General features: G+C 68.7%; 18 protein-coding genes. 7 read left to right on the plus strand and 11 right to left on the minus strand.

Going from position 1 to position 20,065, the window contains the following annotated elements; all coding sequences use genetic code 11:
• Positions 1-213 precede the first annotated feature (213 nt).
• Entirely contained in the window at positions 214-1,164 is a 951-nt protein-coding gene (locus AB0B61_RS47185; RefSeq protein ID WP_358447283.1) for a helix-turn-helix domain-containing protein, read from the plus strand.
• Here AB0B61_RS47185 and AB0B61_RS47190 read toward each other — a convergent pair.
• Positions 1,142-2,707, minus strand: coding sequence for a class I adenylate-forming enzyme family protein (locus AB0B61_RS47190; RefSeq protein WP_358447284.1), 1,566 nt, complete (start codon positions 2,705-2,707; stop codon positions 1,142-1,144). The genes AB0B61_RS47185 and AB0B61_RS47190 overlap by 23 nt on opposite strands.
• 106 nt (positions 2,708-2,813) lie before the next feature.
• On the opposite strand from AB0B61_RS47190, the gene AB0B61_RS47195 reads away from it, so the two are divergent.
• Positions 2,814-4,253, plus strand: a complete 1,440-nt coding sequence (locus AB0B61_RS47195) for a carotenoid oxygenase family protein (RefSeq protein WP_358447286.1) — start codon at positions 2,814-2,816, stop codon at positions 4,251-4,253.
• Complete coding sequence (locus AB0B61_RS47200; RefSeq protein ID WP_358447287.1) at positions 4,250-5,218, plus strand: LLM class F420-dependent oxidoreductase; 969 nt, start codon at positions 4,250-4,252, stop codon at positions 5,216-5,218. The genes AB0B61_RS47195 and AB0B61_RS47200 overlap by 4 nt, the downstream gene beginning before the upstream one ends.
• A 27-nt stretch (positions 5,219-5,245) precedes the next feature.
• Here AB0B61_RS47200 and AB0B61_RS47205 read toward each other — a convergent pair whose 3' ends face one another.
• Both AB0B61_RS47205 and AB0B61_RS47210 read right to left on the minus strand, forming a co-directional pair.
• Positions 5,246-5,914, minus strand: a complete 669-nt coding sequence (locus AB0B61_RS47205) for an expansin EXLX1 family cellulose-binding protein (RefSeq protein ID WP_358447288.1) — start codon at positions 5,912-5,914, stop codon at positions 5,246-5,248.
• Between the two features lie 95 nt (positions 5,915-6,009).
• Positions 6,010-6,786, minus strand: coding sequence for an SDR family oxidoreductase (locus AB0B61_RS47210; RefSeq protein ID WP_358447289.1), 777 nt, complete (start codon positions 6,784-6,786; stop codon positions 6,010-6,012).
• 135 nt (positions 6,787-6,921) lie between these two features.
• On the opposite strand from AB0B61_RS47210, the gene AB0B61_RS47215 reads away from it, so the two are divergent.
• Positions 6,922-8,925, plus strand: coding sequence for a GxGYxYP domain-containing protein (locus tag AB0B61_RS47215; protein WP_358447290.1), 2,004 nt, complete (start codon positions 6,922-6,924; stop codon positions 8,923-8,925).
• 8 nt (positions 8,926-8,933) lie between these two features.
• Here the strand turns inward: AB0B61_RS47215 and lepB are convergent, their stop codons facing one another.
• Positions 8,934-9,428 (minus strand): signal peptidase I, encoded by a 495-nt coding sequence (lepB, locus tag AB0B61_RS47220; protein WP_358447292.1) that lies wholly within the window; start codon positions 9,426-9,428, stop codon positions 8,934-8,936.
• A 19-nt stretch (positions 9,429-9,447) separates the two neighbouring features.
• Positions 9,448-9,960, minus strand: a complete 513-nt coding sequence (locus AB0B61_RS47225) for a hypothetical protein (protein WP_358447294.1) — start codon at positions 9,958-9,960, stop codon at positions 9,448-9,450.
• A gap of 182 nt (positions 9,961-10,142) precedes the next feature.
• On the opposite strand from AB0B61_RS47225, the gene AB0B61_RS47230 reads away from it, so the two are divergent.
• Together AB0B61_RS47230 and AB0B61_RS47235 are read left to right on the plus strand one after the other, a co-directional pair.
• Positions 10,143-11,540: a hypothetical protein gene (locus tag AB0B61_RS47230; protein WP_358447296.1), complete on the plus strand. Its 1,398-nt coding sequence runs from the start codon at positions 10,143-10,145 to the stop codon at positions 11,538-11,540.
• A 45-nt stretch (positions 11,541-11,585) separates the two neighbouring features.
• Complete coding sequence (locus AB0B61_RS47235; RefSeq protein ID WP_358447297.1) at positions 11,586-11,807, plus strand: hypothetical protein; 222 nt, start codon at positions 11,586-11,588, stop codon at positions 11,805-11,807.
• On the opposite strand, the gene AB0B61_RS47240 is transcribed toward AB0B61_RS47235, so the two are convergent.
• Entirely contained in the window at positions 11,794-14,658 is a 2,865-nt protein-coding gene (locus tag AB0B61_RS47240; RefSeq protein WP_358447299.1) for a BTAD domain-containing putative transcriptional regulator, read from the minus strand. The two genes, AB0B61_RS47235 and AB0B61_RS47240, sit on opposite strands and share 14 nt — an antisense overlap.
• Before the next feature lie 302 nt (positions 14,659-14,960).
• On the opposite strand from AB0B61_RS47240, the gene AB0B61_RS47245 reads away from it, so the two are divergent.
• Positions 14,961-15,665: a response regulator transcription factor gene (locus AB0B61_RS47245; protein WP_358447301.1), complete on the plus strand. Its 705-nt coding sequence runs from the start codon at positions 14,961-14,963 to the stop codon at positions 15,663-15,665.
• Position 15,666: 1 nt separating this feature from the next.
• Here AB0B61_RS47245 and AB0B61_RS47250 read toward each other — a convergent pair whose 3' ends face one another.
• The 5 genes from AB0B61_RS47250 to AB0B61_RS47270 are packed head-to-tail and all read right to left on the minus strand — an operon-like array spanning position 15,667 to position 19,917.
• Positions 15,667-16,578, minus strand: coding sequence for an LLM class flavin-dependent oxidoreductase (locus AB0B61_RS47250; RefSeq protein WP_358447303.1), 912 nt, complete (start codon positions 16,576-16,578; stop codon positions 15,667-15,669).
• 6 nt (positions 16,579-16,584) lie between these two features.
• Positions 16,585-17,658 carry an HAD-IIIC family phosphatase gene (locus tag AB0B61_RS47255; protein WP_358447305.1) on the minus strand — a complete coding sequence of 358 codons (1,074 nt, stop codon included), beginning with the start codon at positions 17,656-17,658 and terminating at the stop codon, positions 16,585-16,587.
• Positions 17,655-18,767 carry an acyl-CoA dehydrogenase family protein gene (locus tag AB0B61_RS47260; RefSeq protein ID WP_358447306.1) on the minus strand — a complete coding sequence of 371 codons (1,113 nt, stop codon included), beginning with the start codon at positions 18,765-18,767 and terminating at the stop codon, positions 17,655-17,657. The genes AB0B61_RS47255 and AB0B61_RS47260 overlap by 4 nt, the downstream gene beginning before the upstream one ends.
• A 32-nt stretch (positions 18,768-18,799) precedes the next feature.
• Entirely contained in the window at positions 18,800-19,054 is a 255-nt protein-coding gene (locus AB0B61_RS47265; protein ID WP_358447308.1) for a phosphopantetheine-binding protein, read from the minus strand.
• Between the two features lie 2 nt (positions 19,055-19,056).
• A complete protein-coding gene (locus AB0B61_RS47270; RefSeq protein ID WP_358447309.1) occupies positions 19,057-19,917 on the minus strand; it encodes a 3-hydroxyacyl-CoA dehydrogenase NAD-binding domain-containing protein in 861 nt (286 codons plus the stop codon).
• Positions 19,918-20,065 lie beyond the last annotated feature (148 nt).

The following is a 20,065-nucleotide window of genomic DNA, read 5'->3' on the forward strand; positions in this document are numbered from 1 at the left end:
CTGCGGAATCAGAACGGAAGAAAAACGGAAGAGCGGCCTCATATCGTCCTCCGACTGAACAACATGCACTGCGATTGAGCGTCTCGGCGTGGCCCGGACCGTCCGGCGGGGGCGCCGGTCAGGGAATGCCGCGCCGAGACGCTCGGACAGCTCGGGGAACCGAGAACGGTTGTCACCGAAAGGGCGGGTCGGCGTGGAGCGGGGGCGGAGCGGGTGACGGAAGCGGAGCGGCCCAGCGCGATCGGGCAGGCGCTGCTGGCGATCAGCGACAAGTGGACCTTGCTGATCCTTCAGCGGGCCTTCCTCCTGCGCATGCGGCGCTTCGCCGACTGGCGGGACGAGCTGGGGATGTCCGAGTCGGTGCTGGCGAGCCGGCTCAAGGAACTGGTCGCGGGGGAGTTGCTGCGCCCGGCCCCCTACCGTGAGCACGGCCGCACCCGCACCGAATACCGGCTGACCGAGCGCGCCATCGAGCTGTGGCCGATGCTGGTGGAGATCTGGTCATGGGAGCGCAGGTGGGTGCCGCGCCGGCAGGGGCCGCCGGAGCTGACGCACGACGTCTGCGGCGACCGTACCGATGTGGAGCTGGGCTGCGCGGGCTGCGGCAAGTCGCCGGTCGCCGCCCATGACACCGAGACCGTACGGGGCGCGGCCGTCTTCGCCCAGGTGACGGTGCCGCGCCATCACCGCAGGTCCATGCGCGAGGCCGAGGCCGACCCGCTGTCGTACTTCCCCGAGACCTTCGACCTGCTGGGCGACCGCTGGAGCACGGTGATCCTCGTGGCCGCCTTCTTCGGCACGCGGCGCTTCGCCGACTTCCGGTCGGAGCTCGGCGTGGCCCCGTCCGTGCTGGCCAACCGGCTGCGTCAGTTCACGAAGCTGGGCGTGCTCGCGGTGGAAGAGCCCGGGTACCGGCTGACCGACAAGGGCCTGGACCTCTTCGGGGTCTTCGCCTATGTGGTCGACTGGGCGCAGCGGTGGTACACCGGCCCGCCGGACACCGACCTGCGCGTCACCCATCGCGCGTGCGGTCAGCCGTTCCGCCCGTGCCTGCGGTGCCGGTCGTGCGGTGGGGAGCTCAGCCGTACCGAGGTGCACTTCGCCGTCCCTGAGGGACGGTTTCCGTCGCCCAGGACGCGGATCATAGTCGCAGCTCCCTCTTGAGGATCTTGCCGACGGGGTTCCTCGGCAATGTCTCGACGATCTCCAGCCGCTCGGGGAGCTTGTAGGAGGCGATGCCCTGGTCCCTGAGGAAGCTGACGACCGACTCGAGGTCGATCTCGCCCTTGGGCACCACGACCGCGCAGACCTTCTCGCCGAGCACGTCGTCGGGGTAGCCGGCGACCGCCGCCTCGGCGACCGAAGGGTGTCCGGCGAGCAGGGCTTCCAGCTCGGCGGGGGCGATGTTCATGCCTCCCCGGATGATGATGTCCTTCGCACGGTCGACGTAGCGCAGATATTGACCTCGGTGGCCGGCGATCTCGAAGAGGTCTCCCGTCTTGAGGTAGCCGTCCTCGTCGAACGGGTCCACCGAGGCCGTCCCCGGCAGGTAGCCCGCGAAGACCGTGGGACCGCTCAGGTACAGCTCGCCGGGGACTCCCGGCTCGGTGATCTCCTTCCCGTCCGGCGCGACCAGCTTGGTACGCACGCGATCGAGCAGCTCAGGAGCCCCCGCCGCTCCCGGGCGCGGGAAGTAACGGGCGCGGACCTCTGGGTCAGGCATGTGGGCGGGGTCCGACAGCAGGGCGATGCCCTCGTTCGAGCCGAAGAAGTTGATGATCGCGATGCCGTGCTCGTCCTGCCAGCCGCGCACCATCGGCGGCGGCAACGGGGCGGCGCCCGAGCCGATCCGGGTGAGGGAGGAGATGTCGGCCTTGGCGAGGATCGCCTTCTCGCGCAGTAGCAGGGTGAGCAGCGCGGGCGGAGCCAGGGTGTAGGTGACCCGCTCGGCCGCGATCTGGGCCAGGTAGGTGGGCAGGTCGAAGGGGTGGTGCTGGACGAGCAGCGCGCCGACCCGCAGCCATGGCAGGAAGACGCCGCCGATGCCGGCCATGTTCACCATCGGGAACGGGTTGAGGATCACGTCCTGGGCGGTGAGCGCGGGCGCGGCCGTACAGATCGCCTCGACCGCGAGCCAGTCGTAGTGGCACCTCGGCACGCCCTTGGGGGTGGCCTCGGTGCCGGAGGTCCAGCAGATCGTCACCCGCTCGGCGGGGTCGGCCGCCCGCTCCGGCACCTCGTCGCCGGTCGCGCCCTCCAGGTCGTCTGGCCACGACAGCGTCGGGGTGCCCGCCGGCGCTCTGGACTCCCGGCCGGTGACCAGCAGCCCGGCGCCGGACAGGGGCAGCAGCTGGGCCAGCTCGTACGCGCGGTACTGCACCGGGAACGGCGTGACAGTTGCGCCGAGCCGGACCGTCGCGAGGAAGCTCACCGCCAGCTCCACGCTGTTGGGCAGCTGCACGGCCACCACGTCGCCGGGACCGACCCCCTGTGCGCGCAGTACGCCGGCCACCCGGTCGACCTCCGCGCCGAGCTGTGCCCAGGTCAGCCGTTTGACCGCACCCTCAAGCATCTTGTTGAGCGGGTCCACGATCGCCGTGTCGTCGGGCCGGGCCGCCACCCGCGTCCTGAGGAGCTGGTCGATCGTGTCACCGGTCCACCAGCCCTTGGCGGTGTAGCGGGCGATCCGGTCGGCGGAATGCGTCATCACGACTCCCGTCCGTGGGGCGGTGGCCGCAACACTAGAAAGCGGAAATGAGGCCGTCAACGCCCGGATATTGACGCCTGAATTCGCTTTTCATAGCTTCCAGGGCATGGCCGACATTGTCGTGATGACGGATGAATCAGGCGAGCCAAACCCGTACCTGCTGGGTGTCTACGCCCCGGTCCATGACGAGGTCACCGCGGACGAGCTCACGGTGATCGGGCGGATCCCCGCGGACCTCAACGGCGTCTACCTCCGCAACGGCCCCAACGCCCGCTTTCCGGTGACGGGCCGATACCACTGGTTCGACGGCGACGGCATGGTGCACGCCGTGCACTTCGAGAACGGCCGGGCCCGCTACCGCAACCGCTGGGTGCGTACCAGGGCCTTCGAGGCGGAGTCGGCCGCCGGCCGCTCGCTCTGGACCGGCGTGATGGAGAACCCGAAGGGCAATCTGTTCGGCAACGCGCGCGGCCTGCCCTTCAAGGACACGGCCAACACCGATGTGATCTTCCATCGGGGCAGGGTGCTGGCCTCGTGGTATCTGTGCGGCGCGCCGTACAGTCTGGACCCGCTCTCGCTGGAAACCCTCGGCGTCGACACCTTCCTCGACACGCTCAACGGCGACTTCATGGCGCATCCCAAGGTGGACGAGCGCACCGGAGAGCTGTTCTGGTTCGACTACGGGCCGCGCCCGCCGTACCTGCGCTATGGCGTGGTCGGACCCGGCGGCGGCGTCGAGCACTGCGTGGAACTGGACCTGCCGGGGGCGCGGCTGCCGCACGACATGGCGATCACGCGGAACCACGCGATCCTCATGGACCTGCCGCTCTACCAGGACCTCGACGCCGCCCGGCAGGGCCGCTACAAGCTGACCTTCGACCGGGAGCTGCCCGCCCGCTTCGGTGTGCTCCCGCGACGCGGTCAGGCGGACGAGATCCGCTGGTTCGAGGCCAAGCCGTGCTACATCTACCACGTCGTCAACGCCTGGGAGGAGGGCGATGAGATCGTCCTGGACGTCTGCCGGGTCTCGCGCCCGACGCCTTCCACGAACGGCTCGCCGTTGGCGCGGATGATCTCCTATCTGAAGCTCGACGCGCGGATGTACCGCTACCGCTTCGACCTGCGGACCGGCCGCACCTCGGAGGGGTACGTGGACGCCGACCACAACACCGAGTTCCCCTCGATCGACACGCGCTCCACCGGCCACTCCACGCGCTACGCCTACAACGTCACCGTGGCGGACGCCGAGACCAACCTCTTCGACGGCCTGGTCCGCTACGACAATCTCACCGGCGCCAAGGAGACCTACTCCTACGGCCCCGGCCGGTACGGCAGCGAGGCGCCCTTCGCCCCCCGCGACGGCTCGACCGGCGAGGACGACGGTTACCTGGTCAGCTTCGTCACCGACGAGCGGGAGGGCCGCTCCGAGGTGCAGATCCTGCACGCCGCCCGGATCTCCGAGGGCCCGATCGCCCGCGTGCTGCTGCCGCAGCGGGTCCCGCTCGGCTTCCACGCCACCTGGGTACGGGCAGAGCAGCTGGCGTGAATCCTTCACTGACGGTCTCCCTCGGGCTGTGGCAGGATCGGCCCGCGGAAGAGGCCCTGCTGACGGCCCGCGCCGCTGACGAGCTCGGCTATCCGTCGCTCTGGATCGGCGAGATGGCCACGTATGACGCCTTCGCCCTGGCCACCGCCGTCGGGCTGGCCACCACGCGGATCGGTCTCACCGTCGGCCCGCTGGCGGTGTCCGTACGCGATCCGATGATGATCGCCATGGGGGCCGCCTCGGTCGCCGCGCTGACCGTGCGGCAGGTGGACGTCGCCGTGGGCACCTCCAGCCCGCTCGTCGTGGAGGGCTGGCACGGGCGTTCGCGCGCCCGCTCCGCGACCGCGCTGCGGGAATCCGTCGAGGCCCTCCGGCCGCTGCTGGCCGGAGAGCGCTCCGACTTCACCGGAACGTGCGTGTCGAGCAGCGGCTATCGCCTCCGGCTGCCCGCCCCGCGCTCGCGGCTGTCGGTCGCGGCCTTCGGGCCGTCGGCCGTCCGGACCGCCGCCCTGGCCGACCGCATGGTGCTCAACCTGATCACGCCTGCCTCGGCCGGACGGCTGGTCGCCCAGTTGCGCGCCGTCAATCCGGCCACGTCCGTGGTCGCCTGGGTCACCGCCGCCGTGGACCCCGACCGCGAGGCCATCGATCGCATCCGGCGGGCGGTGGTCGGGTACTTACCCGCTCCCGGGTACGGCGAGATGTTCGCCGAGGCGGGCTTCGCCGACGTCGTCGCCTTCGCACGTACCCGGCCTCACCCCCGGGAGTTGTTCGCCGCGGTGCCCGACGAGCTGGTCGCCTCGGTCTCGCTGCTCGGCGACGTGGACGTGGTCGGTGCGCGGTTGTCGGCCTATGCGGCGGCCGGGGTGGAGGAGGTCGCCCTGGTGCCGGTGAGCACGAACCGCGACCCCGGCGGCACGGCCACACTCAAGGCTCTGGACGGGCTTAAGACCGCTGATCGGTAGGGCGTAGTCCGTTTCTGTGGCTCGTCGTCAGTACATTTTTGTGGTGCTGCGCTGGACGGCGGCGGGGGACAGGCGGACGCCGTTGGCCGTGACCCGGTGGCCGCGGGTGTCGGTGACCCGCACGGTGAAGGGGCCCTGGCCCGCGCCGGACTCGGCGATCCAGTAGTTGAAGTCGGCGCGGGCGAGCTTACGCCAGGCGCCGCCGGCGGACTTCACCTCGACCGAGGTCAGCGGGTTGCCGTGGTCGATGACCAGCAGCGCCAGCCACCACTGCGACGAGCCCTCCTTGACGCGGAAGGAGAGCGGCCGACCGACCTTCGGGTTGGCGACCGGGCGGTAGGTGACGCCCACCAGGCCCTTGGCGGGGTCCGCGACGCGGGTGAAGGCCGTACGGCTCAGGTCGATGTGCCCCGCCTGGCACTCCGGGCACTGGTCGACGACCTTGACCCGGACGGTCCCCTTCGGTCCGGTGACGTCCAGGTAGCCGCCGCAGGCAGCGGCGGCGGCGTACTCGCCGGGGGAGAGCGCGACATAGAGGTCACCGGCGGGCGGTGACGGATACGAGCAGTTGCCGCCTCCCGATTGGAGCTCGTACAAGGTCGCCTGCCCGCTCCGGGCAGGTTGCGCCAGGGCGGGGGCGGAAAGGAGCGAGGTCGCGGCGAGCGCGGCGGTGAGAACGGCGGGTAAGCGTCGCATCCGTGGGGTTCCTCTCGAAAGGGACGGATGTGACAGTAGCGAAAAGAGTAGATCTCAGTACGGTAAAGCGGCATATATCCGCTCGGCCGGTCCGGTCACGTGAACAGCTGGCCGCCGTTGACGTCGATGGTCGCGCCCGTGATGGCCTTGGCGTGGTCGGAGGCGAGGTAGATGACGGCGCGGGCCACGTCCTCCTCCGTGGCGATGCGGCGCAACGCCATCGCCGCGACGTCGCGCGCGCGGATCTCCTCGAACGTGCCGCCTTCCGCCGCCGCCCGGGTGCGCATCCACTCGTCGAGCAGCTCGCCGGCGATCCAGCCGGGCGCGACGCAGTTCACCCGTACGCCATGCGGCCCGAGCTCGTCGGCCAGGCAGTGTGACAGCAGGTGCGCGGCGGCCTTGCCCGCGGCGTAGTCGCTGCGCCCCGCGTAGCCCGTACGGGACGACATGGAGGTGATGTTGACGATCGAGCCGGAGCCCTGGGCCACCATGTGCGGCGCGATGAACCTACAGGCCAGCAGCGTGCCGTAACCGCCCGTCTCGACGGCCGCGCGCCAGGTCTCCAGGTCGTCGGCGGACATGTCGAGGACGTTCCTGCGATGCGAGCCGGGGAAGGCGGCGTTGACCAGCACGTCCACCCGGCCGAACCGCTCGATCACCGTGTCGGCCAGCCGCCGTACGTCGTCGATCCGGGTCACGTCGGCGGGCACGCCCAGCGCGCCCGGCACCTCGCCGGCCGTCTTCGCCACGGTCGCCGCGGTACGGGCGGCCACCACGACCCTGGCGCCCTCCTCGCTCAACAGCCCCGCCAGCGTCCGGCCCAGCCCGGGGCCCGCCCCGGTGACGACCGCGACCTTGCCTTCCAGTAGCACGCGTCGACTCTACAAGCGTTTGCTCGCCGCCCAGCGCGTTTACACCATGGACAACATTTCGTCAGCCGGTTAAGTTCGCTGCGAGATGACAACGATGTCAGACCCGGTCCCTCCAGCAAGGAGCAGCGATCGCTGATGGTGTCACGACGTACTTTCCTGTGGGCGAATGGCGTGGTCCTCGCGGCCGGCGGCCTCGGAATCACGCTCCCCGGCCCGGCCGCCGCCACCGCTCGAGTCCCCCTTCTGCCGAACTTCGGCCGTCCCACCCGGCTCGATGTCGCCGACGTCAGCACGCTTCACGGAAACGACCAGCTGCTGCTGACCACCCTCCAGGGAATCGTCAACCGGCGGCAGCCGCGCCTCTACTTCAACTACGACAGCGCCGATTACGACCTGCGCTGGCTGTCCAGCACGGGCGCCGCCGTCACGCGCCATGACCGGCCGCTCGACCTCGTCGCCCGCTACAAGAACGAGGTACGCGGAGCGATCGTGCACGACCCCGCGGTGCCCGACTCCGTGAACGTCGCCACCACGCTGGCCGGGCTGGAGAACGCCGTCGCCGCCACCGCCGAGCAGGCGAGCCAGTACGGCTTCAGAATCATCACCGACCTGCGCGGCCGCTTCAAAGCCGACGACATTCTGGGAACGTACCGGTGGCAGCTCGACCACCTCTTCCCCCGCTGCACGCACGCGCTGCTCACCGGGCTCCCGCCGACCAGGACGGTACGCGTGGACGGCGTTCAGTGGCGCGAGATCGCCCGCGAGAGCGAGCGCATTCGTGACGCCTCCAACAGGGCGGTCCGCACCTTCGACCTGAGCCAGGAGCTCTCCGGCCAGGACGGCGTGTATCTGCGTTTCCAGGATTCCCTCGGCGACGACGGCTGGGGCGCCTCGGTCGGCTCGGTGAAGGTGAAGGCCGACGGCAAGGAGATCGTGTCCTTCATCCCGGGGACGGAGACCGAGGCCCCGTACCTGTTCGACGGCCTCAATTCCTCTATCGGCGGGGACACCAACCGTTTCTCCCACGGCGGCGGCTACTTCATCTACCGATTCACCGCGCCGGCCGGAACCCAGCAGCTTTTGGTCGAGGTAGACCTGTGGAACCAATACCTGGTCACCGCCGCCACCACCGCGCCCACCCGGGTGGAGCCCTTCCCGTATTTCCGCGACTACGCGGCGGCGATGCGCGCGATGGTGTTCTGGCTGCCGCCCTCGGGGGAGACAGGCACGTTACTCGACGAGATTCTCAGCAAGGTGAAGCCCACCACCCCTTATGCGGGTTGGTTCTCCAATGACGTGGCGGGGGAATGGGGCGGCGTGGACCGCGCCTCGCAGCACGCCGTGGAAGTGGTGCCCGCCGACTACTACATGAACGCCACCGTGCACGCGGGCGTCGCCGCGAAGGTCTCCAACCGCGTACGACCGAGACCGGCGGCCACCTTACGCAACCGCGTCTACCTCACCCTCACTTTCGGCGAGGGCGACAACATCCAGTACTGCCAGCGCAGAATGCGCGAACTCTGGGACGACCCGAAACGCGGCGCCGTGCCGGTGAACTGGACCATCAGCCCCCTGCTCGCCGACATCGGCCCCGCCCTCCTGGCGCACTACCAGCGCACGGCCACCGCCAACGACCTGCTGATCTCGGGCCCCTCCGGCGCCGGCTACACCTATCCGGGCTCCTGGCCCGCGAAGGACCTGGACGCCTACACCGAACTCAGCGGACGCTTCCTGCGCGACACCGGCATGGACCTGGTCTACGCCTACAACTATCGCAACCCGGAGAACACCGGCTGGGTGGCGTTCGACGAGCGCATTGCCGGCTCATACCGAAAGAACACCCCGGTGCGCGGCATCATCCAATCCTGGGAAAGCGGCGACCTGCGGACCCGCCTGGCCGGTATCCCGCTGATCGGCAATTTCTCCCCCCAGGGAAAGGCCCAGGAGTATCGCGACTCGCTGCTGAAGCACATCGAGGGCTGGGACGGGAAATCACCGCTGTTCATGGCCGGCGCGATCAACGCCTGGAACTGGACACCGGCCGACGTCGCCGAGCTCGGCATTCTGCTCACCGACCCCTTTGAGGTCGTCCGCGGCGACACCTTCTTCAAACTGCTGAACGACGCGGCACCCCGCTGATCCCATGCTCAGCCAGTCTTCTCGACCTCGACGACCCCTACGACGTTCTTTACGGCGATGGTGCCGACGCCTGGATCGCCCTGATGCGCCCGAGAATCGAGTGCCTGGTCGCGATTGTCGCCCAGCACCCAGAGCCGCCCCGGCGGCACGGTGAGCGAGAACGTGCGGTAGGAGGCCGCCGCCCCACCGATATACGGTTCGTCGAGGGGCCGCTGGTCGACAGTGATCCGTCCACGCTCGTCGCAGCAGGCGACCGTGCTGCCCGGCACTCCGATGACGCGGAAGATGTGGGGGGCCGTCTTCCCCCACTCCGGCGCCGTGAAGACCACGATGTCCGCTGGTTTGGGCACGTAGCCGTCGTCGCCGGTCAGGCGAGTTATGACGTGACTGCCCTCCTTGAGCGTGGGCTCCATGGCGGGGCTGGAGACGGTGTATGCCTGCTGCCCAACGAGCGCGCAGCCCGACGTAAGGGCGGCCAGGAGGATTAACGATGTACGCTTCACCGGCGCAATTATGCCGATCTCAGCGGATGCCCCTTTTACGCATACGTTGGGTGCCGCAGTTGCCGAAGCTCGTCGAACCGCCGAAGGCCTGGACACTGGAAGCCGACGACTTCTCGTTGGCGCGTAGGTTGGTGACAAGCCCATTGAAAGCGACGCAGACATCCTTGGCCTGCGCTTTCACCGGACCCGCGTAGTACTTGTAGGTTCCCTCGTCCTCGAAGCTGCCGCCGTCCTTGACGAAGAGGCTCGCCCTGGTGAGGGTCGGCTGCCCCACGAAACTCGACTTGATGGTGACGACGCAGTTCTCCCCGGTACGCGCGTTGTAGAGCAGGTAGACATAGCCCCGGACGATGCGCCTCGCGTCGGTCGCCGTCTTGGTGCCGCCCACCACCTTCCCGAAGCCGCTGCCGCACACCTGCTCAGGGGTGTACCCGCTCTCCGCGCTGGAGGCGGAGGCCGGCAACGCGGTGAGGGCGGTCGCGAGAAGGGCCGCTGCTGTGAGTCTGGTCACCTTGTTGTCGCTGAAGTCCATGCTCAGAACCTCCTGTGGCGAAAGGGATCGATTGCCCGGCATTTCCGAGGCTGGCGGGTGCGGCGATTGTCCGGAATGGGTTGGCACGAAATGGCGTGAAATCCGGACAATGAGTTGTCCGCGGACAACCATTCTGTTCAACTGATCATCAGAAAGAGAGGAGCGGGTGGGAGGCGACGGCGATGAGCGGCCGGGTGGGCAGGCCCCAGGGCAGGCCGAGAGGCAGCACGGAGCAGGCGAACGCGCTGGCCGAGTTCCTGCTGACGCTGACCAGTGGGATGACCGTCCGCGAGCTCGCCGCCCGCTACCACGTGGGCAAGACGCTCTGGGGCGAATACCGCTCCGGCCAGAAGATCATCCCGCTGAAGCTGCTGCGCCGGGTGGTAGAGGACCGCACGCCGGACGAACGCACCCGCCAGGCACGCATGGAGACGGCCGCGCGCCTGCACCAGGCGGCCCTTGAGGGAACACTCCAGACGGACTCGCCGTCGATCGCCGAACCCCCGGCAGCGCCAGAGTCCGCAAAACCCCCGGAGCCCATCAAGGAACAGCGGCCACGCCCCTTGACGCTCAACAGCGGTGGCGCCGGAATCGTCGTCCTCGCCGTGCTCATGCTGCTGCTCGGGTCAGGCCCGGCGAGCATGGACAGCGCCACGAGCGCGCCCGGCACCTCCGAGGTCGGCGGTGCCGCGACGGCCGCGCCGCTCACGGGCACCGGCGTGTTCGCCATCGGGCCGGACGGCCGTGGCGTCTTCCAATGGGACGGCCAATGGGACGGCCAATGGGACGGCCAATGGGACGGCGCGGACACGACCCGGTGGACCAGGATCGGGGCTGCCGCGAAGCAGCTCTGGTCCGGGCCCGCGGGCTTGTTCGCGACCGGGATGGACAACCTGCTCTACGCGTACGGAGGGCGTCCCGGTTTCTGGTTCCCCATCGGCGAACCGGGTGGCGACCTCGCGGTCAGCGGCACACATGTCTACCGGCTGGCCGCGGACCGTCAGGCCGTGCACATCTGGGACGGACACGGCACGACATGGACCCAGATAGGCGGCCCGGCGACGCGGTTGTACGGCGGTGAGCCAGGCCTGTTCGCGACCGACCCGACCGACGGCCGGATCTTCACCTACCTGGGCCGCCCCGGCCAATGGGATTTCGTCGGGACGGCGGGCGCCTCGTTCGCACTCACCGACAAGCACCTGTACGGCCTGACCCCGGAACGGACCGTGGTCAACCGATGGTCCGGGGGAGCGCCCTGGGCCTACGCGGCGGGCCCGGCCGGCGACCTGTACGGAGGCGCCGCCGGCCTCTTCTCCACCGATCCGTCGCGCGAGCGACTGCGCGTCCTCACGGAGCCGGGGACCGATGCCAAGAACCAGAACTGGCAGGACATCGGCCCAGCGGGCGCGCAGGTGCGGGTAGGCCGGCGAGAGGTGTACGTCCTGAGCGAAGACCGCTCGGAGATCCTCCGCTGGTCCCGCGACACGGGCACCTGGCGCCGCATCGGCGGACCCGCCCGAACTCTGACGGTGTGGGCAGCGGGTCGGGGACTCTCCGGCGACGATCGAAAGCGGAACTAAAGCCGTCTTCACTAGAGTCGCCCCGCGACTGAAGGGACGGACCACGTGCGGAAGATCTTGATCAGCCTGGGCATCGCGGTGGCGATCGTGTCGGGCTCCATCGCCGCGGCGCAGGCGGACGACATGGACCCGGATTGCATAGGGGTTTACGAGAACGGCATCTGTGACATGTCCTGGACCGATGTGGTCAGGGTCAATCCGACACCGAGTCCCACACCGACGATGGGGACGGGGATGGGGACGGGGATGCCGCTCAACCGGGGCTGACGATGGCGAGGGCCTCCGCCGCCTTGGCCCGCCAGCGTTCCGCCCCCATGTCGGCGAACAACGCGTGCGCCTGCCGCAGGTGGGTCAGCCCGCGGGGATCCCCCTGCCGGCTGAGCAGGAGGCCGAGCGACAGCCTGGTTCGTCCCTCGATGTGACGTTCGCCCAGTTCCTGTGCCATGTCCAGAGCACGGGACAGGGCGCGTTCGGCCTGTTCGGGCCGGCCAAGGGCCGCCTGTGCCTCGCCTGTCCCGTGCAGGACGTACGTCTCACCGATCCGGTCGCGGACACTGCGGACGATGGCCAGAGCCCCTTCGAACGCCTCCAGTGCGCGCTGGGCGTCGCCGCGCAGCAGGGAGAGCTCGGCGATGCGGTTCAGCGCCTGGGCCTCGCCGCGTTGGACCGCGTCGCCTCTGAAGATCGCCAGGGCGCGGTCGAGCAGCGGCTCCGCCTCATCCAGGCGGTCCTCTTCGAGATGGATGGCCGCGATGCTCACCAGGACATGGCCTTCGGCGGCTCTGTCTCCCACGGCCTCGAGCAGCGGGAGCGCCTGCCGGTACCGGTCGAGCGCCGCGTCGAGTTCGCCCCTGACCCGCTCCGAGAGGGCCAGGTTGCGCAGCGCCAGAGCCATGCCGTGCACCTCGCCGATCTGCTCGAAGATGTCGATCGCCTGGAGCAGCAGAGGTTGCGCCTCGCCGTAGCGCTGCTGGAAGTTGGCCAGCGTGCTCAGCGAGTACAGCATCGCCCCCTCGCCGCGCGTGTTGGCGGCGCTCCGGCAGGACTCGAGGGCGATCTCGGAGACGGCGCGCCACTCGTCGTAGTAGCCGTGGATCTCGAAGAGGGTGATGGCGGTCATCGCGATGTTCCAGCACAGCTCGTCGAGGTTGTGCGCCGCCGCCTGCCGTACGGTCGCCAGGAGCGTCGTGCGCTCCTCGTCCAACCAGCCGAGCGGATCGTTCCCGAACAGCGCGTCGGCCAGGGCGTCGTCCCGGGAGTCGCCGGTGTTCTTGCCGCGCAGCAGGGTGAAATGCCCGCCGTAGTAACGCTGGTGGGCCCGGTCGGCCAGGAAGAGGAAGCGCTTGCAGGCACGCTCCACCGCGGCCTGGCGCTGCTCCTCGCTGTCGCTGGCCAGGGCGCTTTCGCCCGCGTACGCACGTACCAGGTCATGCATGATGTACCGCCGGCCCCTGCGGACCAGCAGTGAGGCGTCGACCAGCTCGTCGAACGCGCCCTCGGCGGCGTTGTCGCCGAGCAGCGCCTCGCCGAGCCAGTGGGTGCTCTGCGGGCTGTCGAGCAGCCCGAGCCGCCGGAACAACGTCTGGGCCTTGCTCGACAGCCCTCGGTAGCTGACGTCGAGGCTGGCCCGTACCTCCAGATCACCATGGCTGAGAACGTCCAGCATGGTGCGGGAGTCGCCGAGCATGTCCACCAGGGTCTGGACGCTCCACTGCGGGCGTACGGCGAGCCGCGCGCCGGCGATGCGCAGCGCGAGCGGCAACCCGCCGCACTGCTCGGCCAGCGTCCTGATCGAGGCGGGCTCCAGCGCGGCGCGATGAGCGCCGATGTCGTGGGTGAGCAGTTCGACGGCGCCTTCGCCGTCGAGAACGTCGAGGCGGACCACCCGGTGCTCCGGCAACCCGGTCAGATGGTGACGACCGGTGATCAGCACGGCGCAGGGTGCACCGCCGGGGAGCAGGTGCCAGATCTGTTCGAAGGAGCCCGCGTTGTCGAGCAGCAGGAGCATACGGCTGCCGGCCACGGTGGAGCGGAACAGGGCGCCTCGCTCCTCCAGCAACCGGGGTATCGACGAGACCCCCAGAGCGCGGAGGAACTGGCTCAGCACGTCGGTCGGCTGCAGCTCACCGCCGCGCAGGTCGATGTAGAGCTGCCCGTCCGGATAGCCGGGAGACAGCCGGTGCGCCGTCTGGAGCGCCAGCTCGGTCTTGCCCACGCCCGCCCTGCCGACGATGGCGGCGATGGGTAACCCGGTGCCCGCGCCGTTCGCGTCGAGGAGCGAGCCGATCCGACGCGTCTCGGCGTCGCGTCCGGACAGCCGCGAGATCATCGGCGGGAGCTGCCTCGGGACCGGTGTCTGGCGCACCACCGCGGGCCCGCTGTCGAGCTCCGCGTCCTGGTTGAGTATGGCCAGTTCAAGTCGGCGCAGCTCGTCTCCGGGCACCAGGCCGAGCGTGTCCTGCAGCATCACGCGATAGGCGTGGAAGACGTCGAGTGCCTCGGCCTGTCGTCCCGAACGGTAGAGCGCGAGCATGAGGAGGCCGTGCAACTGCTCGCGCAGGGGATTGTCCTGGACGAGGCCGCGCAGCTCGGCGACCAGTTGCTGATGGCGGCCCTGTTTGAGCTCGAGGTCGATGCACTGCTCGTGGGCGAGCAGACGGCGTTCCTGTACGCCGTGCGCGATCGTCTGGATCAGGTCACTGCTGACGTTGGACAGCACGGGACCACGCCACAGCGCCAGCGCCGAGCGCAGGGTCCTGGCCGCCTGGGCGGGCTTCTCCAGTTGCGCCTGCTCGGTCAGCTCGTCGAAGTCGGTGAGGTCGAGCTGTCCCCGTCCGATCCGCAGCAGGTAGCCAGGAGGCATGGTGATGAGGAGGTTGTGCGGCTGGGCGGTGTCGCCGAGCAGTCGGCGCAGGTGGGAGATCCGGATCTGGATCTGGTTGCGGGCGGTCTCTGGGGGCGCCTCACCCCATACGGCCTCGATCATCCTTGTGACGGGCACGACCCGGTTGGCGTCGAGCAGCATGATCGCCATGGCGACGCGTTGGAGGCCGCCTCCGAGGTGAAGCTGCTCCCCGCCCCGTTCGGCCTCCAGCGGTCCGAGAATCCTGAAACGCATGATCTCCTCCGCCGAGGATCATTCCCGGGCAAGGTTGCAGATCGCACAATACCGCCCATTTTCGGCGATCCTAGCCAAGAACGATCCCCCTCGGCCTCGGAGGAGCCCAGCCAGAGCCGGATCCGGCCGCTCCCCGGCACCGCCCCAGGCGCCCGCCGGAGTGCGCGGGGCAGCGTTTATATACCGGCGAAAGCGAATCAAAACCGCACTGAGGTAATGTCAGGCCGAGCCACGCCGACACGACAAGAGGTGCGATGCATATTACTGCCCGAGCGCCGGCTGAATTGGTCAGCGTATTCGCATTGACCGACGGCACTATTGCGATGCAAGGCGCCGTCGCGGTCGCGGCGAAGCTGATCGGCCCGGTCGGCTTCGATATCTTCCCGACGTTCGATGAGCTGGCCGCCGCGACGGAGAGTGGCTCCCCCGGCGTCGTCATCGTCAATCCGCTCCATTTGCAGATGAATCATCCGCTGGAAAAGATTGAATGGCTCTGCAGAACGCAACGCGTGCTCGCCTTCTGTCCGACGCTGGACAATGCCGAGCTGATTCTCCTGATCGAACTCGGTGTGCGTGGCCTCATCGACTGGTCGTCACCGGCGAAGGCGTTGCGCGATGCGGTCGACAGCGTGGCCAAAGGGGGTCTCTACATGTCACAGGGCCTGCCGGTGGCGACGACCGCGCTCCCCGGCGGACCCACCGTGACGCCGCTTCAGACCGACGTCCAAGGACTCACCTCCCGTGAGCTCGAAGTGCTCAAGGCACTGGCTCACGGCATGACCCACAAAGAGATAGCCAGGCAGCTGGACCTGTCCAAGGCCACGGTCGACACCTATGTTCAGCGGATCCGCCGCAAACTCGATGTCGGGAACAAGGCCCAGCTGACACTGGCGGCCTACGCGCTCGGGCTCATTCTCCGCGAGGACGTGCCCTCCGGTCTCGACCATGGCCAGGACCACCCTCCCGACCACATGGGCCGGGGGCTGGTCGTGGGGGGACGGGCCTGATCTAAGGCTGGTAGGCGGCCTCGACCGTCTGGATGAATTCCTGCTCCGTGCCGGGCATGGGCGAAGGAGCGGGAACGCACCCCGCGTCACGGAATTGGGCCAGCCGCTCCTGGACCTGCTCCCGTGTCCCGATCAGCGACAGCTCCCCGGGTTCCGGCTTGCCGTAGGCGTCCAGCACATGCCGGTAGTAAGGCAGCATGCGGTACGAGGCGGTCGTCTTCTCCCACCGGTTGGTCTGCTCCACCAGGTCGTCGCCGGTGTAGGCGGGGAGAATGGTCAGCACGGTGAAGTCCTCCTCGCGCTTGCCCAAAGCCGCGCACGCTTCGCGGACCACCGGCATGACCTGCTCGCGCACATAGCGGGCCGAGCACAGCCAGATCACGATGCCCTGACCGAACTCGACCGCGAGGCGGATCATCTGGGGACGCAAGGCGGCCAGGTAGATCGGAACCGGCTGGTACGGGTCGGCGTACTGGGAACGCGCCGTGAAGTAGCGTCCCTCCACGCTGGCCGCGCCGGCATTCGTCAGATCCCGGACGATGGACAGGTATTCCCGCATCACGGCGATCGGCGGCCCCTGCTTGTAGCCGAGGACGTACTCGTTGATGAACTGGTGGCTGTAGCCCAGACCGAGGATGAACCGCCCCCGCGAGAGCTCGGCCAGCGTCGCCGCCGACTGGGCCATGGAGACCGGGTGCCGGGCATAGATCGGCAGCACCGCCGTGCCCACGGTCATGGCCGGCGCCGCGTTCAGATAGGTCGCGGCCATCAGGGTCGCGTCCCGCTGATCGGGTTGCTGCTCGAGCCAGAGCTGGTCCACGCCCAGCCGCTCGGCGAGCTGGACGCGCGTTGTCAGCTCCGCGGGGTCGAGGAACCTCGGGGAGATCATCAGTGGGCGCTGGGCAGAGGTCATGTGGCCTCACATCCTCGTCTGCTGGGGCGTACGGTCGACGACGACATCGACGTAGGGCGCGGGTTGCTGGACATGTTCGAGATCGGATTCGAGGACCACGTTCGCGCCGTCGCGGCCGGCCTCGGTGAAGCCCGCGAAGGCGTAGGTGATCTGCATGACGCGATTGCGGCCGGTCTCCACGAAATCCGCGCGGAGCCGGGCACCCGCCGCGCGTGCCTCGCTCATCACGTGATTGAGCAGGATCGTTCCCACCCCGCGGGACATCGTCCGGCAGGACATGAGCAGCAGCCGCAGATGCCAGTGCCGCGGGCCGCGTTCGACCAGGGCGAGCCCGATGGTTCCGTAATCACCGAACATGTCTTTGAGGTCGGCGACCAGCAGCAGATGGTCGGCGCTGCCGCGCAGCTCGTCGAGCTCCTCGTAGGAGTAGGTACGGCCGGTCGAGTTCAGCTGGTTGGTCCGGACGGTGAGTTCCTCCGCCCGCTGGAGATCGTCCCGGGTGGCGCGGCGGATCACGAACCGCATGCCCAGGTGGGCCAGGAAATCCTCGGGAGTCCCGTGGAAGGTCCGCTCGGACTCCTCCCGCGCGATCTGGCCGCGGAACATCTCCCGCCGGTGCCGAGATTCCACGGTGACGAAGCGCGGCGTGAACTCCGGGGTGTCCGCCGCGTCCATCACCTCTCCCGGCGCGAGGCACAGGACGCCGGGATGAACGTGCGCCACCTCGGCCCGTTCGAACTCCTGGTCATCGATGAAGGCGAGCGCGTCCGTGGCGACGTTCAGGCTCTTCGCGATGCTCGCGATCGAGGTGGACTTGGCGCTCCAGCCGATCTGGGGATAGACGAACATCTCTTCCAGCCCCAGCTCACCCAGCTTGGCGAGTACGGTCTGCTCGTCGTTCTTGCTGGCCACGGAGTGGAGTACGCCTCGGCGGTCAAGCTCGTGGATCAGCTGGACCAGGTCGTCCCGGAGCGAGACGTTCCCGTCCTCCAGCAGTACGCCGTCCCACAGAGTGTCGTCGAGGTCCCACACCACACACTTGATCCGGCCCCGGCGTGCGGCGTCGCTGTCAACCGTCATGGCATCGCTTTCTGGTAGGCGGCATCGGCGATGGTGATCTGCTGGATCTCGGAGCTGCCCTCGATGATCTCCATGACCTTCGCGTCGCGGAAATAGCGCGCCACCGGATGGCGAGCGCTGGCCCCGTTCGCGCCATGGATCTGCACCGCCGCCGACGCGTGCCGGGCGGCGGCGGTGGACGCGAAGTACTTCGCGATCCAAGTCGCCATGATCGTTTGCGCGTCACCGGCGTCCTTGAGCCGGCCGGCCCGCTCGTACAGAAGCCGGGCCGCGGTGACGTCCGTGACCATGTCGGTGATCTTCGCGCGGATGAGCTGCAGCTCACGCAGCGGCACATCGCGTATCCGGCGCTGTGAGGTGTAGCCCGCGCAGGCGTCCAGGCAGGCCTGCGTGATGCCGACCGAGCCCGCGGCCACGCTGAAGCGCCCGAGGTCGAGCGTGCCGGTGAGGACCATGCCCGCCGCGAAGCTCTCCGGGCCGAGCAGCGCGTCGGCCGCTAACGGGACGTCGCGCAGGGTGACCGTCGCGAGCATGCTCGCCCGTGTCCCCAGCATGTCGTCGATCGGGGTGATCTCGACTCCGGGCGTCTCGCGGGGGACGAGGAAGGCGGTGACCGCGGGGCCGTTGCGGGCGAAGACCAGGAACAACCCCGCGCGCCGGCCTCCGGTGATCCAGGTCTTCGTGCCGTTCACGACCCAGCCGCCGCCGACCCGCCGGGCGCTGGTGGTCATCCGGGTGGCATCGCTGCCGACCTCGGGTTCGGAGACGCACAACGAGGCGGGAACCCGGCCCGATGCCAGCGACGGCAGCCATCGCCGGCGCTGATCCTGCGTGCCCCAGCGATCGACCGCGAACGCGACCATCGTGTGGACGGTGAGCAGGCTGCGCACCGAGGAGCAGCCGCGCCCGATCTCCTCGTGGATGGCGCCGAGAGCGGTGTAGGAGACACCGCCGCCGCCGACATCGGCGGGCAGGAAAGGGGCCCACAGACCGGCCGCCCCGATCGCGTCGAGCAGCGGCTCGGGAACCCGGCCCAGGCGGTCGTACTCGTCCGCGGTCGCCGCGATGTGGTCCCGCACGAAGCGCCGCGCCGACGCGCGATCTCGCACCTGGTCGAGCGTGCGAGGGGGCGTCGAAGCCGTCATTGCCCTACGGCGGGCAGCGCCTGCCGGTGAACCAGCTCCGCCATGCAGTTCACGGTGCGGAAGTTGTCGAACTTGAGCTCGTCGTTGGGAATGGTCACGCTGAACTTCTGCTCGATGTACATCACCAGCTCCATCGCGAACAGCGAGTTGATGAACCCGAGCGAGAAGATGTCGTCGTCGTCGGTGAACGTAGCGTCCGGGAAACGTCCGTGTATGAAGTCGTTGATGGTCTCGGCGGTGTAGTCGCCCATGGTCAAGCCTCCGCTGTCAACCGGTTGTAGGTGTAGAAGCCCTGTCCCGACTTGCGTCCGTGCAGCCCGGCGTCCGTCATCTGGGCCAGCAGCGGGCAGGGCCGGTATTTGCTGTCCGCGAAGTTCTCGTACAACGTCTGGATGCTGTACAGGATGGTGTCGACACCGATGAGGTCGGCGGTCTCGAGCGGCCCCATCGGATGGCCGAAGCAGCCGCGGAAGACCTCGTCGACCTGATCGGCGGTGGCGGTGCCCTCGTACACGAGATAGGCGGCCTCGTTGACGGTCAGCATCAGGACGCGGTTGGAGACGAACCCGCACGCGTCCTTCACCTGAATGGGCTGCTTGCCCATCTCCTTCAGCAGCGTCCGGACGCGATCGAGGGTCTCCGGTGAGGTGTGGTAGCCGGGGATGAGCTCGACCACCGGCTTCAGCGGCACCGGGTTCATGAAGTGCACGCCGGCCACCTGGGCCGGCCGCCGTGTGACACCCGCCAGTTTGGTGATCGGAATCGCCGACGTGTTCGCCACGAAAAGGGTTTCCGGCGCGCAGATCTCGTCGAGCCGCTGGTAGACGTCGCGCTTGAGCTCGAAATTCTCGGTGATGTTCTCCACCACTATTTCCGCCGTGGCCAGCTCGCCCAGGTCGGCGGTCAAAGTGATGGCATTCATCATGGCGGAGACGTCGATCCTGGGGCCGCCGAACATATGGCTCATCCGGAAATTCCGGGCGAGCAGGCCGCGGCCTTTCTCCAGAATGTCGGCGCTTCGATCCATGACCACGACCCGGTGCCCCGCCTGTGCGAGATTCTGTGCCACACCGACGCCCATGACGCCCATGCCGACAACGCCCATCAAAGCCATGGCCCCTCCATCCTGCTGATGTCGAGGAATTCTTGGTCGGCGCGCGCGCTCGTGTCAACGGGCGAAAACGGCCCGCACTGCTGGCAGTTCACGGTTGGCAGCATGCTGACAGCGCGTATCGGCTGGACCGCCCGAGACGCCACGGGAC

The organism is Nonomuraea sp. NPDC049158 (assembly GCF_040648335.1).
In the GTDB taxonomy this organism is placed as follows: domain Bacteria; phylum Actinomycetota; class Actinomycetes; order Streptosporangiales; family Streptosporangiaceae; genus Nonomuraea.

Coding starts and splice junctions, on each gene's coding strand:
- AB0B61_RS47190 (WP_358447284.1), bottom strand. CDS start 2,707: ATGACGCATTCCGCCGACCGGATCGCCCGCTACACCGCCAAGGGCTGG.
- AB0B61_RS47195 (WP_358447286.1), top strand. CDS start 2,814: ATGGCCGACATTGTCGTGATGACGGATGAATCAGGCGAGCCAAACCCG.
- AB0B61_RS47205 (WP_358447288.1), bottom strand. CDS start 5,914: ATGCGACGCTTACCCGCCGTTCTCACCGCCGCGCTCGCCGCGACCTCG.
- AB0B61_RS47215 (WP_358447290.1), top strand. CDS start 6,922: ATGGTGTCACGACGTACTTTCCTGTGGGCGAATGGCGTGGTCCTCGCG.
- AB0B61_RS47225 (WP_358447294.1), bottom strand. CDS start 9,960: ATGGACTTCAGCGACAACAAGGTGACCAGACTCACAGCAGCGGCCCTT.
- AB0B61_RS47230 (WP_358447296.1), top strand. CDS start 10,143: ATGAGCGGCCGGGTGGGCAGGCCCCAGGGCAGGCCGAGAGGCAGCACG.
- AB0B61_RS47240 (WP_358447299.1), bottom strand. CDS start 14,658: ATGCGTTTCAGGATTCTCGGACCGCTGGAGGCCGAACGGGGCGGGGAG.
- AB0B61_RS47250 (WP_358447303.1), bottom strand. CDS start 16,578: ATGACCTCTGCCCAGCGCCCACTGATGATCTCCCCGAGGTTCCTCGAC.
- AB0B61_RS47255 (WP_358447305.1), bottom strand. CDS start 17,658: ATGACGGTTGACAGCGACGCCGCACGCCGGGGCCGGATCAAGTGTGTG.
- AB0B61_RS47265 (WP_358447308.1), bottom strand. CDS start 19,054: ATGGGCGACTACACCGCCGAGACCATCAACGACTTCATACACGGACGT.
- AB0B61_RS47270 (WP_358447309.1), bottom strand. CDS start 19,917: ATGGCTTTGATGGGCGTTGTCGGCATGGGCGTCATGGGCGTCGGTGTG.